The following is a 13,682-nucleotide window of genomic DNA, read 5'->3' as shown; positions in this document are numbered from 1 at the left end:
TGTCCCTGAGCGTCATCGCGCAGTACGTGATGAACGGCGCGATGCTCGGGATGATGTACGCGCTGGTCGCGGTCGGATTCACGCTCTTCTTCGGCGTGCTGGACATCATCCAGTTCTCCCACGGCGACGTGGTGGCGGCGGGCGCCTTCTCCGGCCTCGCCGCCTGGACGTTGCTCACCGCGGCCGGCATGACCTCGCCGGGCTTGCTGCTGATCGCGGTGATCGCGACGGCGGCGATCGTCACCGCGCTGCTCGGCGCAGTCGTGGCACGTTTCATCGTGCTGCCGGTGAAGACCGCGCCGCAGCTCAACGTGCTCCTGGTCACGCTGATGGGGGGCACCGTCCTGCGCGAATGCATCCGGCTCTTCTATCCGGGAGGCTCCCAGCCCAAGCTCTTTCCCGCCCTGCTCCCCACCTCCGGCTGGAACATCGGAGCCTTCCACCTGCGGTTCGACAACGTCATCCTCCTCGTCGCGGGTGGCCTGCTCATCGCCGGTACGCATCTGCTGATCGGGCGCACGCGGCTGGGACTCGCCATCCGTGCCGTCGCCCAGGACGAGGAGACCGCGCGCACCATGGGCATCGATTTCCGGCGCGTGGTGCTGGTCACGTTCGCGCTCGGGTCCGTCCTGGCTGCGTTCGCCGGCGTGATGGACGGCCTCTACTACAACGAAGTGTTCTTCGGGATGGGGTTGCTCCTCGGCGTCATCGGGTTCGCGGCGGCGATCCTCGGCGGCCTCGGGAACATGTACGGCGCGATCGTGGGCGGCTTCCTCTTCGCGGCGCTGCAGACCGTCGGCGCCGTCGCGCTCCCGTTCGCCAGCGCGTACAAGGACGTGTTCGCCTTCGGTGTCGTGATTCTATTGATGGCGATCCGGCCCACCGGCCTGATCGGCGAAAGCGCGAGCGAGCGGGTATGAGATCGCGCGCTCTCGCAATCCTCTTCACGGCTGTAGCCACGGCTTACGTCTGGTTCCTGCTGCGGGCGGAATCGCAACGCGCGATCGCGGCGCTCATCGTTCTCGGCATTGCCGCCGGGGCCGTGGCCATCCGGACCCGGCTGCTGGAGCCGTTTTCGAAGGCGATCGGCAGCAACGAGCGGCTCGCAAGAGGCCTCGCTTTCGCCGCCGTGGTCGCGCTCGCGCTCATCCTGCGCGAGGACGACTTCGCGCTGCTGCTGCTCACGCGGGTGTTGATCGTCATCGTCGCTTGCCTGGGCCTGAACGTGCAGTTCGGCTACGCCGGCGTCGTCAACTTCGCCGGAGCGAGCTTCTTCGGCGTCGGGGGATACACGGCGGCAGTCCTCGCGCGTGCAACGGGACTTCCCCACCTTCTCGTCCTGCTCGCAGGCGGCGCGACCGCGGCCCTGGCGGGAACGGTCCTCCTCCTGCCGATCCTGAGGACCCGCGGCCACTACGCGGCGCTGATCACCATCGCGTTCGCCCTGTTGTTTCGCACCTTCCTGGAAGTGAACGACGCGCTCGGCGGGCCGCAGGGACTGAAGCTGGGCGAGATGCGCATCGGACCGGTGCGATTCAACGACCGCATGCAGATCGGCCCCTTCGAGGGCTCGTTCTATCTGAAGTACATCGCGGTCGCGCTCGTCCTGCTCGCGCTCGCCTTTGCCGTCGTCCAGCGCCTCGAACGCTCCTGGATCGGCGTCGCTCTCGACACCGTGCGTCTGGACGAGATCGCCGCCGCGAGCTTCGGAATGGACATCGCTCGCTGGAAGATCGCCGCCTTCGTCATCGGCAACTTCGTCATCGGAGTCGCCGGCGCGCTCTCGGCGTTCATGATCGGCTTCATCGCGCCGAACAACTACACGTTCGCGGAATCGCTGATCTTCGTCTCCATCCTGTTGCTCGGTGGCATCGGCAATCCCTGGGGACTCTCGCTGGCGACTGCCATCGTCATCCTCCTCCCGGAGAAGCTGCAGATCATCCAGGAGTACCGGTTCCTGATGTTTGCGGCGATGGTCGTCCTCACCCTGCTCTTCCGGCCGATCGGACTCGTCCCCCGTCCACTTCGCCGCCTGATCGGGTCGCCGGAGTGACCGCGCCGCTCCTCAGCTGCCGCGGGCTGACGCGCCGCTTCGGCGGCGTGGTCGCCCTCGATGGTCTCGATCTGGAGGTGGACCCTGGCTCGGTTCTCGGGCTGATCGGACCCAACGGATCGGGAAAGACGACGTTCTTCAACGTGCTGACGGGACTCTTCCCCGCCGACGCAGGCGAGATCCGGTTCGCCGGCGCGCCCATCACCGATCTGCGTCCGCAGGGGATCTACCGCATCGGCATCGCGCGCACCTTCCAGCGCTCGCGCCTGTGCCTGCCGCTCTCCATCTTCGACAACCTGATGGTCGGCAATCACCAGCACCTCGAGCACGGGCTCTGGTTCAACCTGGTGCGGCGACAGGCGCTCCGGCGGCAAATCGACGAGAACTACCGCGCGGCGCAGGAGCTCTTGCACATCTTCGACCCGCCACTGGCCGGCCGGATGATGGAACCGGCCAGCCGGATCCCGATGATCGACAGACGGCGGGTGGAAGTCTGCCGGGCACTGATCAGCCGGCCGAAGCTGCTCTTGCTCGACGAACCGTCCGCTGGAATGACGCATGAGGAGACCCTGCGGCTGATGGACGACATCCTTCAGGTCCAGCAGACGGTGGGCGGGCTGACCATCATCCTCATCGAGCACGAAATGTCCGTGATCGAGCGCGTCACCCGCCGGTGCGTGGTGCTGAACTATGGGCGGAAGATCGCCGAAGGCGCGTACGCCGAAGTTTCACGTGATCCCCAAGTCAGACAGGCGTATCTCGGGCTGGAGTAGCGGATGGAAGAGCTGCGCGTCGAGAACGTCTTCACCGCGTACGACCGCGCCGACGTGCTGCAGGACGTCTCGCTCATCGTCGAGCGCGGGAGCATCACCTGCCTGCTCGGCTCGAATGGTTCCGGCAAGACGACGCTCATCCGATCGATCCTGGGCCTGACGCCGCCGCGGCGCGGACGGATCCTCTTCGGCAAGCAGGATCTGACCGGGCTGCCCACGCACCGGATCGTCGCCCAAGGGATCGCCTGCATTCCCGAAGGGCGGAAAGTGTTTCCCCGGCTGACGGTGGTCGAGAACCTGCGCCTGGGCGCGTACCTCGAGCAGGACCCGCGCGTCATCCAGCAGCGGCTCGAGCGCGTGTTCGCGGCCTTTCCGCGCCTTGCTGAGCGCCGCGAGCAGCTCGCCGGAACCATGTCCGGGGGCGAGCAGGCCATGATCTCCATCGGGCGCGGAATGATGAGCGCGCCGAAGTTGCTGCTCGTCGACGAGCCGTCGCTGGGGCTCTCGCCGCTGTTCGTGATGGAGAACTTCGCCGTGATCCGCCGCATCAACGAGCAGGGTGTCACCGTCTTTCTGGTCGAACAGAACGTGCACCAGACGCTCGCCATTGCGCACCGCGGGTACGTGCTCTCGCAGGGCCGGGTCGTCGCGCAGGGCACGGCGGCCGGCCTGCTCGGTGACGAGCAGGTCCGCGCAGCGTACTTTGGGTCCGGCGGCGCGCCTGCCGGAAGGAGGAACCCGTGAATGCCGTCGAGCTGACGCGCGATCTGGTCCGCATCGACACGGTCAATCCGCAGAGCGCCGAGCGGCCCGCCGCGGAGCGGCTGGGACAGCTTCTCGTCGAGGCGGGCTACAGCGTGGCGACCCACGAGTTCGCCGCGGGGCGGGCCTCCCTCGTCGCGCGGCGCGAGGGGCCCGGGTTGCCCATCTGTTTCGCGGGCCATCTCGACACCGTGCCCCTCGGCGCCGCGCCGTGGACGCGCGACCCCTTCGGCGGCGAGTTGGACGGCGGGAAGCTGTACGGGCGCGGCTCGAGCGACATGAAGAGCGGCGTCGCCGCGATGGTCGCGGCGGCCTTGCGACTGGCGAAGACGCCTTTGCACAAGGCGGGGATCACGCTGGTGCTGGTCGCAGGCGAAGAGACCGGCTGCGAGGGAGCAGCGCACCTCGCAAAGGTGCCGGGGGCGTTGGGTCACGCCGGCGCGCTCGTGGTCGGCGAGCCGACTGGAAACCGGCCAGTGATCGGCCACAAGGGCGCGCTCTGGCTGCGCGCGCGCACCCGCGGCGTGACCGCGCACGGGTCGATGCCGCAGATGGGCGTGAACGCGGTGATCAAGGCCGCACAGGCGGTGCTGGCGCTGAGCGCCTTCCGCTTCGACGTAGCGCCCGATCCGCTGCTCGGCGCGCCGACCCTCAACGTGGGCACCATCAAGGGCGGTCTGAACGTCAACTCGGTGCCGGACGAAGCGGTGATCGGCATCGACATCCGCACCATTCCCGCGCAGCGGCATGCGGAGCTGCGCCAGCAGCTCGAGGCGCTGCTGGGCCCGGACGTCGAGCTGACTCCGACCGTCGACCTGAAAGGCGTGCGCACGCCCGCGGATGATTCCTTCGTCCGACAGGTGGTGGAGGTGACCGCGTCCGTCACGGGCGAGCAGGAGCCGCCAGGTACGGCCACCTATTTCACCGACGCGAGCGTTCTCACGCCGGCGTACGGCGGCATTCCGACCGTCGTCCTCGGTCCCGGCGAGATGGCGCTCTGCCATCAGACGGACGAGCACTGCCGCGTCGATCGAATCGAGCAGTGCGTCGAAATCTACACGCAGCTCGCGCGCGCCTGGTGCGCGGCATGATCGGCGCTGCCGAAGCCGTCGCGCAGCTTTCCCGCCGCGAGATCTCCGCCGAAAAGCTGGTGCGGAGATGTCTTGCGCGCATCGCCGAGCGAGAGCCCGTAGTCCAGGCCTGGGAAGCGCTCGACGCAGAAGCCGCAATCGCCGAAGCGCGGCGCATCGACGCCCTGCGCGATCGGCCGCCGCTGTACGGGCTTCCGATCGGCGTCAAGGATCTGATCGACACGGCCGACCTGCCCACCGCATACGGGTCCCCGATCCACCGCGGCCACCAGCCTTCGCACGACGCCGAGTCCGTCCGCCGGCTGCGGGAGGCAGGCGCGATCGTGCTCGGGAAGACGGTGACCACGGAGTTCGCCGTCTACTCCCCGGGCAAGACGCGAAATCCCCACGATCCCTCGCGGACGCCGGGCGGCTCGTCCAGCGGCTCCGCGGCGGCGGTCGCCGACGGAATGGTTCCCGCGGCGCTCGGGTCGCAGACGGCAGGCTCGGTGATCCGCCCTGCTTCGTACTGTGGCGTGATGGGGTTCAAGCCCAGCTTTGGCCTGCTTCCGCTGGAAGGCGTCCACCCGCTCGCGCCATCGCTCGACACCCTGGGCCTCTTCGTTCGCGCGCTCGACGACATCCCGCTCCTCGTGTCCGTCCTTGCGGCGTCGCCCCTGCAGATCCGGCCGGCGCATCCCCGACTCGGGTTCTGCCGGACGGAGGCCTGGGCCCACGCCGCACTGGAGACGCAGACTGCGGTGGAGCAGGCGGCCAAGGCGCTCGGCGCGCGCGACGTCGATACTGGGGCGTCGTTCGCGGGCTTGATCGATGCGCAGATCGCGATCATGGGCGCGGAGGCGGCGGAGACGCTCGGCGACGAGCCGGAAGAACGCCTCAGCCCGAAGCTCCGTGAGTTCCTCCGCGCAGGGGCCAAGGTGACGCCGAACCGCCTCGCGGCGGCCCGCGAGCAAGCAGAACGTTGCCGCCGCGAGATCGACGCGACGTTCGAGCAGGTCGACGTGCTGCTGACGCCGGCCGCGGTTGGCGAAGCTCCGGAAGGTCTCGGCGCCACCGGCGACCCGATCTTCTGCCGCATCTGGACCTTGCTCGGCGTCCCTTGTCTTTCCCTGCCTGTCCTGAAAGGACCCGCCGGATTACCCATCGGTCTTCAGATCGTCGGGCGCCGCGGGCGTGACGCGGAGCTGCTTGCGGCGGCCGCCTGGATCGAGCAGCACGTGCGCTGACCGTGCTAGAGGTGCGGCATGGGCATCGACCCGGGCAGCAGCGAGCTGGAACGCTTCCGCAAGGGCGACAGCGGCAGGCCGTTCGTGCTCGTGCAGCTACTCCGATTCGCCGAGGGCGGACGTGACCAGTATCTCGGCTACTCCGTGGCGGCGCAGCCCATCGTGAGATCGTTCGGCGGCCAGGTCCTGTACGCGGGCGAGTGCGTGGAGCCGCTGCTCGCCGCGCCGGGGCAGGATTGGGACGCCGTCGTTTTGGTGCGGTACCCGAATCGGGCTGCCTATCTCGACATGCTGGCGACTCCCGCCTGGCGCGCGATCGCGCCGCAGCGCAGCGCAGCCCTGCGCGATGTCGCCCTCCTGCCAATGGACGATTGGCCGGGACGATAGCGCCCGCGCACGGGAGTGCGCGGAACGCTGTACGATGGGTCTTTTCCCGGCGCATGAGGACCGCATGGATCTGGTGCGAGGATTCCCGCCCACCCGGCATTCCGCCCTGGTTTCGGTGCGCAGCGCGGACGCAACCGAGCGCGCCCGCGGGCTTGCCACGCTGTCCTCCGTGTACTGGCGGCCGGTATACAGCTACCTGCGGTTTCGCTGGCGCAGGCCGCACGAAGACGCGGCGGACCTGGCGCAGGAGTTCTTCACCGAGCTGGTGGAAAACGATCTGCTGTCGCGCTTCGATCCTTCCCGGGCCCGCTTGCGGACGTATCTGCGCGTCTGCATCGACGGCCTGGTGAGCAACCACGACAAGGCGGCCGGGCGTCAGAAGCGAGGTGGCGGTGTGGAGCCCGTGCCATTCGACTTCGAGGACGCGCGGGAGGAACTGGAGCGCGTCGCCGACACCGTCCAATCGCCGGAGTCGCTGTTCGAAAAGCAGTGGGCGCGCGGGGTCTTCGCCACCGCGCTGCGGCGTCTGCGCGACGCCTGCGCGCAAGCGGGAAAAGCGGGTCACTACGCCCTGCTCGAGCAGTACGACCTCGACGACGCCCGTCCAACGTACGCCGAGCTGGCGCAGCGATTCGGCATCGCGGTGACCGACGTGACCAATCGCCTGTTCCGCGTCCGGCGCGAGCTGCGGCATGTCGTGCTCGAAGTCCTGCGCGAGCTGACCGCCAGCGAAGAGGAATTCCTCGAGGAGGCCCGCGCGCTCCTGGGGGAGGACGCGGCGTGACCCGACTCGACGACGGCGCGCTCTCACGGTTGCGCGCGGCGGTGCGCGAGCCGGATCTCTCGCGGACGAAGTACCGCCTCGCCGGCGTCGCTGGCACCGGCGGCATGGGCACCGTCTACGTCGTGGAAGATACCGAGCTCAAGCGGCGGGTCGCGCTCAAGGTGATCGACGTGCCGGACGCCGGCATCGAGGCCCGCTTGCGCCGCGAAGCTCAAGTGCTGGCACGACTCGAGCATCCCGGGATCGTTCCGGTCCACGACGTGGGTTCGCTCCCCGACGGGCGGGCCTTCTACACGATGAAATGGGTGCAGGGAGACCGGCTCGACCGGGCCCTGGCGCGGCCGCTCCCGCTGGCCGAGCGCCTGCGCCTCTTCCTGCGGATCGCGGAAGCCGTGGCCTTCGCACACGCGCAAGGCGTCCTGCACCGCGATCTGAAGCCTGAGAATGTGATGGTCGGCGCCTTCGGCGAGGTGCTGGTGCTCGATTGGGGACTGGCCAAGGTGCTGGGAGACGGCGAGCTTTTGCCGGTGCGCGACACTGGCGAGAGCGCAGTCCTGGGAACAGCGGGCTTCATGTCCCCGGAACAACAGTCCGGAGGCAGCGCCGGCGTGGATGCGCGCACCGACGTCTACTCGCTCGGCGCGCTGCTGCGGTGGATGGCCGCGGACCACTCACCCGCGGCCCTGAGAGGCATCATCGCGAAAGCGATCGCCGAGCGGCAGGACGATCGATACCCGGACATCCCCTCCCTCGCGCAGGACGTCAGCCGTTTACTCGACGGCAAGGCGGTATCCGCCTATCGGGAGACGTTCTTCGACCGCGCGGTGCGCGTGGCGAAGCGGCACCGGATCGCGATCGGAATCGTCCTGACGTATCTCGCGGGACGCGCGCTGATCTTCCTCTTCACGGGCCGGTGAAAGGAATCCGCCACGGCGGACAAGGGAAGAAGCAAGGGGCGCAAATTCGCGCCCTTGTTCACCCGGAGCTGACAATGAACCGCATCACAGTGGGAGTCCTGGTTGGCGGCGTGCTCGGAATTCTCGATGGCCTCACCGCCTGGTTCACTCCCGAAGCGCGCTCCCAGATGCTCGGGATCGTGGTGGGCTCGACGTGCAAGGGCCTCGTGGCCGGCGCGATCATCGGTCTTTTCGCGCGCAAGGTGCCGAGCCTGGGCTGGACGCTCGCATTCGGCACCTTCATCGGCGCCTTGCTCGCCTTCTTCATCGCCCAGATGGGCGGGAAGTACTACCTGGAGATCATCCTTCCCGGCAGCCTGGTGGGTCTGCTCACCGGATACGCGACGATCCGGTTTGGCCGGCCTCCCTCCTTGGACCGTCTCTCCCAATCGCGACCCATGTAGCGCCACGCTGGCGCTACTGCCGCACCGCCGCCCTCCTGCCGCCTTCGACTGGAATCAGGCCACTTTGCTCTGGCACGCGGCCTGCTCAGTGCGGGAAAGACGAGGAGGGAATGCCATGGACAGGATGCGCGCATGGGGTTTTGCGGTCGGAATGCTGGTCGCCTGGTTCATCGGTTTCGCGGTCGCTGCGACCCGGTTGGGCGAAGCACGTCGCCAGCATTCCATCTTCGTCGCCGCTCCCAACTCCAGCCAGGAACCCGCCCGTGGCCACTTCGTTCGCTAGGCGGGCATGGACCCCGGTGCCGCTCTCAAACTCGTTGCACGGCGATCTGCGAAAGTTCATCGCCGCGACCGAGCGCCCCTGGACGGTCCTCCGCCACGGCCCCATCGAGAAGCTCGAGGCAAACCTCTGGGCCGTGGAAGGCGTTCTTCCGCGGGGGCACGTGCCGCGCAGGATGTGCATCGCGCGCACGACCGACGGACGGCTCCTCTTCCTCAATGCCATGCCGCTGCGCGAAGAGGCGATGCGCAAGATCGAGACGTTTGGCGACCCCGCCTGCCTCCTTGTGCCGAACTCGTTGCATCGCCTCGACATCGCGGCCTTCAAGCGGCGTTATCCCGAGCTGCGGATCCTGACCGGGGCTGGATCGCGCCACCGCGTCGAGCAGAGGGCCCCGGTGGACGGCGGATGGGAAGACGCGCCCCGTGATCGGAACGTCTCGGTCGTGCCGATCGAGGGCACCAAACTCGATGAGCCGGTGCTGCTCGCGAGCAGCGGAGGACGCTCCTCGCTCTGCTTCTTCGGCGATACCGTCATGAATCTGCCGCACCTGCCCGGTCTCGACGGCTTGCTCCTGCGTCTGCTCGGTTCGACGGGCGGCCCGCGGGTGACGATGCTGGCGCGCTGGTTTGCGCTCCGCGATCGGCGCCGCGTGCGCAATCATCTGCTCCGCCTCGCCGAAACCCCCGGATTGGTCCGGCTGATCCCCTGCCACGGAGGAGTGATCTCGAAGGATCCCGCCGGCGTGCTGCGGCGCGTAGCGAACAGGCTCTGAATCGGCAGCCCGGCGATCCTCTGCCGTTCTCCGCTCCGAAGCGGTAGGGAGCGCTCCACGATGGCTGCGAAAGGAGCGTCATTCATCGAGGGGTAAACTTCGCAAGATCAAAAATGGCGAGGCCCCTTTCCAACTCCGCCACCTCGGCGACGGCCTTCTCGAAACCGTTCTCCCCGAGCAACTCGTGCTCCTTCTCCTCGAATTGCTGGTCCTCCTTGGCTTTCTTGCCGGCGCCGCTCGCGGGAAACGCTGCCAGCGCGATGCCGGCCACCAGCAGATCCCGACGCCTTCTCTGTTCCATGCCGTGCCTCCTCGCCCGCGCAGCTTGCGGGCGCAGCCGCGCCGTGCCAAGCCCACTGTGTTCCTTCAGTGAGGTGATGAGATGGCTCATCCATTCCTCGGTACCGCGGTGGTTGCGCTTCTCGCGGCGGCACCCGTCTCCATCCGCGAGTTCGATCTGCCGACACCGGATGCACGTCCGCATGATCCGGCCGTCGCGCCGGACGGCTCTCTCTGGTTCACGGAGCAGAAGGCGAACAAGCTGGGCAGGCTCGACCCAAAGAGCGGCCGGATCCGCGAGTATCCGCTGCCGACCGCAGACTCTGGCCCGCACGGGCTGATCGCCGACCGCGAGGGCAACATCTGGTTCACTGCCAACTACAAGGGGTACGTGGGAAAGCTCGACCCGAAAAACGGAAAGGTCGCCGAGTTCCCGGTCTCGCTCGCGCACGCGGACCCACATACGCCGGCGATCGATTCACGCGGCCGGCTCTGGTTCACGATGCAACAGGCGAACGCCGTCGGACGGCTCGACCCAGGAAGCGGCAAGATGGAGCTGCGCGAGGTCCCTACGCGCGACTCGAAGCCCTACGGCATGGTCATCACCGCGCAAGGGACGCCGGTCTTCTGCGAGTTCGGCTCGAACAAGCTCGCGACGATCGACCCGCAAACGATGGCCATCCGCGAGTACCCGCTGCCGGACGGCGCCCGCCCACGCCGGCTGGCGCTCGCGGCCGACGGCAGCGTCTATTACAGCGATTACGCGCGAGGTTTTCTCGGCCGGCTGGATCTGACGGCCGGCAAGATCGAGGAATGGGCTTCGCCGGGCGGGCCTTCCTCGCGCCCGTACGGCATCGCCGTCGTTCCGGATGGAAGCGTCTGGTACAGCGAGTCCGGGGTGACGCCCAACACGTTGGTGCGATTCGACCCGCGAACGAAGCAATTCTCCGCCACTCCGATTGCCTCGGGCGGGGGGGTCGTACGCAACATGGTGTCGACGCCGGACGGCCGCCTGTACCTGGCCTGCAGCGGGGTGAACAAAGTCGCCGTCGCCGATCCTGCGCGCTGAGTCTTTTCTCAATCAGTGGCAGGAGGGTCCGCAAGCGCTAGGCGCAACGCATCCTCTGGAGTTACACCGAGGGCTGCATATTACAATGCATCCATGGGACTTGTCGTGCGCATGGTGCTTTGCGGGGCGCTCCTCACGGCGTGCACTGCACAGCAGCCGCAGGGAACCGGACAGGGCGATGGCGGAAGCTCCGGCGGCGATGGAGGCACCGGTTCGTGGTGGCAACCCAGACCGGGGACGTCGTGGCAGTGGCAACTGAGCGGAGCCCTCGACGTGACCGTCGACGCTGGCGCCTACGACATCGACCTCTTCGACAATGCGCCGGCCCAGATCGCGGCCCTTCAGGGCATGGGCCGCAAGGTGGTGTGCTACTTCGATACGGCCTACGAGCCGGGCCGACCCGACTCGTCCCAGCTCGATCCCTACAAGGGCAATCCCGTATCCGGCTGGCCGGGGCAGTACTGGCTCGACATCCGCCAGCCGGCGGTGGTGAACGTCATGAAGGCCCGAGTCGCGCTCGCGCAGCAGAAGGGCTGTGACGCCGTCGAGGCCGATGACGTCGATTCGCGCACCAACAATCCCGGCTTTCCGATCACGGCAGCGGACCAGCAGGGCTTCATCCGCACGCTCGCGGCCGAGGCCCACTCGCGGCGCCTCTCGTTTGCGCTGAAGAACGACCTCGACGAGATTCCGCAGCTCCTGGGCGACGTCGACTTTGCGCTGAACGAGGAATGCTTCCAGTACAACGAGTGCAGCTCGCTCCAGCCGTTCATCGCGGCAAACAAGGCGGTGTTCCAGGTCGAGTACACGTCGGGCGACCTCGCCGCAAAGGGGGCGACCATCTGCCCGCAGGCAAACGCGCTGAACTTCGATACGCTGATCAAGCACGTCGAATTGGACGCGCCTCGCTACTCGTGCCGGTAGATGGGAGGAAGCGAAGATGAACTACGCGGCTTTCCTTCGCGGAGTAGGTCCGATGAACGCGAAGATGCCGGAGTTGAAGACGGCATTCGAGGCGGCCGGATTTACCGACGTGGGGACGGTGCGCTCGAGCGGCAACGTGGTCTTCAGCGCGGCCGCGGCGCCCGAGGCGGCGCTCGAGCGCAAGGCCGAGGCGGCGATGAAGAAACACCTCGGGAGCCCTTTTCTCACCATCGTGCGGCGGATCGACGCGCTCCAGAAAATGCTCGCCTCCGATCCCTACCAACGCTTCCGGCTCGGATCCGACGCGCAGCGCGTGGTCACGTTCGTGCGCGGGAAGCCGCGAGGCAGGCTCCGCTTGCCACTCGAGCTCGACGGCGCCCGCATCCTGCGCATCGAAGACGGCGAGGTCTTCACCGCTTACGTGCCGAGCCCGCGCGGGGCGGTGTTCATGGGGCTCATCGAGAGGACGTTCGGCAAAGAGGTCACCACCCGCACGTGGGACACCATCCGGAAGGTGGTGGAGCGGTCGCGCCAGGATCGCGGTACGTAAGAGCCGGCATGGACCGAATTCTGGTTGCCGGCGCCGGCGTATTCGGCGTCACCGCTGCGATCGAGCTGCGCGAGCGCGGCCACGAAGTCGCGCTGATCGATCCAGGGCCGCTTCCCCACCCGCTGGCCGCTTCCACCGACATCAGCAAGGTGGTGCGCCTCGAGTACGGCGCCGACGAGCGCTATACGGAGCTGGCGGAGCGGGCGATCGAGGGTTGGCGGCGGTGGAACCGCGATCTGGGAACGCTGTACCACGAGACGGGTCTGTTGCTGCTGCGACGGACGCCGCTCGCGCCGGGAACGCTGGAGCAGGACAGCTTCGAGATCGTTTCACGCCGCGGCCACGAGCCTGAGCTGCTCGACAGCGCGGCAGTCCGGGCGAGATTTCCTGCCTGGAACGCAGAGCGCTACGGCCACGGAACGTACGATCGCGAAGGCGGCTACGTCGAGAGCGGGAAGGCGATCGCGCGCCTGGTCACGGAAGCGCAGCGGCTGGGCGTGGAGCTGCGCGAGGGTGTCGCCTTCGCGCGGTTGCTCGACGCCGGGATCGGAATCATGTCGACTGCCGGCGAGAAGATGGCGGCCGATCGAGTGGTTCTCGCTCTCGGCGCCTGGACGCCACATGCGCTTCCCCGGCTCGCGGCGGAATTTCGCTCGACGGGACATCCCGTCTTCCATCTGGCGCCCCGCGATCGCGACGCCTTCCTGCCGGAGCGCTTCCCGGTCTTCTGCGCGGAGATCCAGACCACCGGCTATTACGGCTTTCCGGCTCACCCGGAGAACGGAGTGGTCAAGATTGCCCGGCACGGCGCGGGACGGCCCATGCATCCCGAGTCGGCCGAGAGGTTCGTCACGGCGGAAGAGACGCGGCAGCTTCGCGAGTTCCTGGCGGCCACCTTCCCCCTGCTGCAGGACGCTCCCATCGTCTACACGCGGATCTGTCTCTACTGCGATTCCCGGGACGGCCATTTCTGGATCGCCCGCGATCCGGATCGCCCCGGCGTCGTCGTCGCAACCGGCGACAGCGGTCATGCGTTCAAGTTTGCCCCCGTGCTGGGATCCCTGATCGCCGACGTGGTCGAAGACCGGGGCCATCCGCTCGAGGCGAGGTTCGCCTGGCGGCCTGGCTTGTATCCGGCGCGCTGGGAGGAAGCGACGCGGTCCCAGACATGCTGTTCCCTCGCGCCTGTTTCCGGATCGCTTGACCCACTGGCGCGACCGGTCTAAGCAAACGTCGCGACCGTTTCTTGGGGCGTCGCCAAACGGTAAGGCAGCGGGCTCTGACCCCGCCATTTGTAGGTTCGATTCCTACCGCCCCAGCCAACCTCACTGATCTGCTAGGTTGCCCGCCCGTCTCGAGCAGGGACAGC

General features: G+C 67.7%; 15 protein-coding genes, 1 tRNA gene and 1 pseudogene. 16 read left to right on the top strand and 1 reads right to left on the bottom strand.

Going from position 1 to position 13,682, the window contains the following annotated elements:
- Positions 1 to 5 precede the first annotated feature (5 nt).
- The 11 genes from E6J58_04190 (at position 6) to E6J58_04140 (ending at position 9,491) form a co-directional block, all read left to right on the top strand.
- On the top strand, positions 6 to 920 hold the full coding sequence (locus E6J58_04190) for a branched-chain amino acid ABC transporter permease (protein TMB41068.1): 915 nt from the start codon (positions 6 to 8) through the stop codon (positions 918 to 920).
- Positions 917 to 2,053: a branched-chain amino acid ABC transporter permease gene (locus tag E6J58_04185; protein TMB40908.1), complete on the top strand. Its 1,137-nt coding sequence runs from the start codon at positions 917 to 919 to the stop codon at positions 2,051 to 2,053. Before E6J58_04190 ends, E6J58_04185 begins: the two co-directional genes overlap by 4 nt.
- On the top strand, positions 2,050 to 2,826 hold the full coding sequence (locus E6J58_04180) for an ABC transporter ATP-binding protein (protein ID TMB40907.1): 777 nt from the start codon (positions 2,050 to 2,052) through the stop codon (positions 2,824 to 2,826). The genes E6J58_04185 and E6J58_04180 overlap by 4 nt, the downstream gene beginning before the upstream one ends.
- 3 nt (positions 2,827 to 2,829) lie before the next feature.
- Positions 2,830 to 3,570, top strand: a complete 741-nt coding sequence (locus tag E6J58_04175; protein ID TMB40906.1) for an ABC transporter ATP-binding protein — start codon at positions 2,830 to 2,832, stop codon at positions 3,568 to 3,570.
- A complete protein-coding gene (locus tag E6J58_04170; GenBank protein ID TMB40905.1) occupies positions 3,567 to 4,679 on the top strand; it encodes a M20 family metallopeptidase in 1,113 nt (370 codons plus the stop codon). The genes E6J58_04175 and E6J58_04170 overlap by 4 nt, the downstream gene beginning before the upstream one ends.
- A complete protein-coding gene (locus E6J58_04165; protein ID TMB40904.1) occupies positions 4,676 to 5,905 on the top strand; it encodes an amidase in 1,230 nt (409 codons plus the stop codon). The genes E6J58_04170 and E6J58_04165 overlap by 4 nt, the downstream gene beginning before the upstream one ends.
- Positions 5,906 to 5,923: 18 nt before the next feature.
- Positions 5,924 to 6,292 (top strand): DUF1330 domain-containing protein, encoded by a 369-nt coding sequence (locus E6J58_04160; GenBank protein ID TMB40903.1) that lies wholly within the window; start codon positions 5,924 to 5,926, stop codon positions 6,290 to 6,292.
- Positions 6,252 to 7,076, top strand: a complete 825-nt coding sequence (locus tag E6J58_04155; protein ID TMB40902.1) for a sigma-70 family RNA polymerase sigma factor — start codon at positions 6,252 to 6,254, stop codon at positions 7,074 to 7,076. The genes E6J58_04160 and E6J58_04155 overlap by 41 nt, the downstream gene beginning before the upstream one ends.
- Positions 7,073 to 7,993, top strand: coding sequence for a serine/threonine protein kinase (locus E6J58_04150; protein TMB40901.1), 921 nt, complete (start codon positions 7,073 to 7,075; stop codon positions 7,991 to 7,993). Before E6J58_04155 ends, E6J58_04150 begins: the two co-directional genes overlap by 4 nt.
- Positions 7,994 to 8,067: 74 nt before the next feature.
- The gene (locus E6J58_04145) at positions 8,068 to 8,436 is read left to right on the top strand and encodes a hypothetical protein (GenBank protein ID TMB40900.1); all 369 of its coding nucleotides are present in this window, start codon (positions 8,068 to 8,070) and stop codon (positions 8,434 to 8,436) included.
- Between the two features lie 299 nt (positions 8,437 to 8,735).
- Entirely contained in the window at positions 8,736 to 9,491 is a 756-nt protein-coding gene (locus tag E6J58_04140; GenBank protein ID TMB40899.1) for a hypothetical protein, read from the top strand.
- Positions 9,492 to 9,573: 82 nt separating this feature from the next.
- Here the strand turns inward: E6J58_04140 and E6J58_04135 are convergent.
- Positions 9,574 to 9,699, bottom strand: a pseudogene (locus tag E6J58_04135) (hemerythrin domain-containing protein).
- A 174-nt stretch (positions 9,700 to 9,873) separates the two neighbouring features.
- On the opposite strand from E6J58_04135, the gene E6J58_04130 reads away from it, so the two are divergent.
- From E6J58_04130 to E6J58_04110, 5 genes are all read left to right on the top strand, one after another.
- Entirely contained in the window at positions 9,874 to 10,839 is a 966-nt protein-coding gene (locus E6J58_04130) for a lyase (protein TMB40898.1), read from the top strand.
- 93 nt (positions 10,840 to 10,932) lie between these two features.
- Positions 10,933 to 11,763, top strand: a complete 831-nt coding sequence (locus E6J58_04125; protein TMB40897.1) for an endo alpha-1,4 polygalactosaminidase — start codon at positions 10,933 to 10,935, stop codon at positions 11,761 to 11,763.
- 16 nt (positions 11,764 to 11,779) lie between these two features.
- The gene (locus E6J58_04120) at positions 11,780 to 12,313 is read left to right on the top strand and encodes a DUF1697 domain-containing protein (protein TMB40896.1); all 534 of its coding nucleotides are present in this window, start codon (positions 11,780 to 11,782) and stop codon (positions 12,311 to 12,313) included.
- An 8-nt stretch (positions 12,314 to 12,321) separates the two neighbouring features.
- Positions 12,322 to 13,539: an FAD-dependent oxidoreductase gene (locus E6J58_04115; GenBank protein TMB40895.1), complete on the top strand. Its 1,218-nt coding sequence runs from the start codon at positions 12,322 to 12,324 to the stop codon at positions 13,537 to 13,539.
- Positions 13,540 to 13,560: 21 nt separating this feature from the next.
- Positions 13,561 to 13,635 (top strand) — tRNA-Gln (locus E6J58_04110).
- Positions 13,636 to 13,682 lie beyond the last annotated feature (47 nt).

This window comes from Deltaproteobacteria bacterium (assembly GCA_005879535.1).
GTDB lineage: Bacteria > Myxococcota > Myxococcia > Myxococcales > 40CM-4-68-19 > 40CM-4-68-19.
Note: the sequence above shows the minus strand (reverse complement) of the source record. Positions and strands in the feature narration are given on the sequence as shown.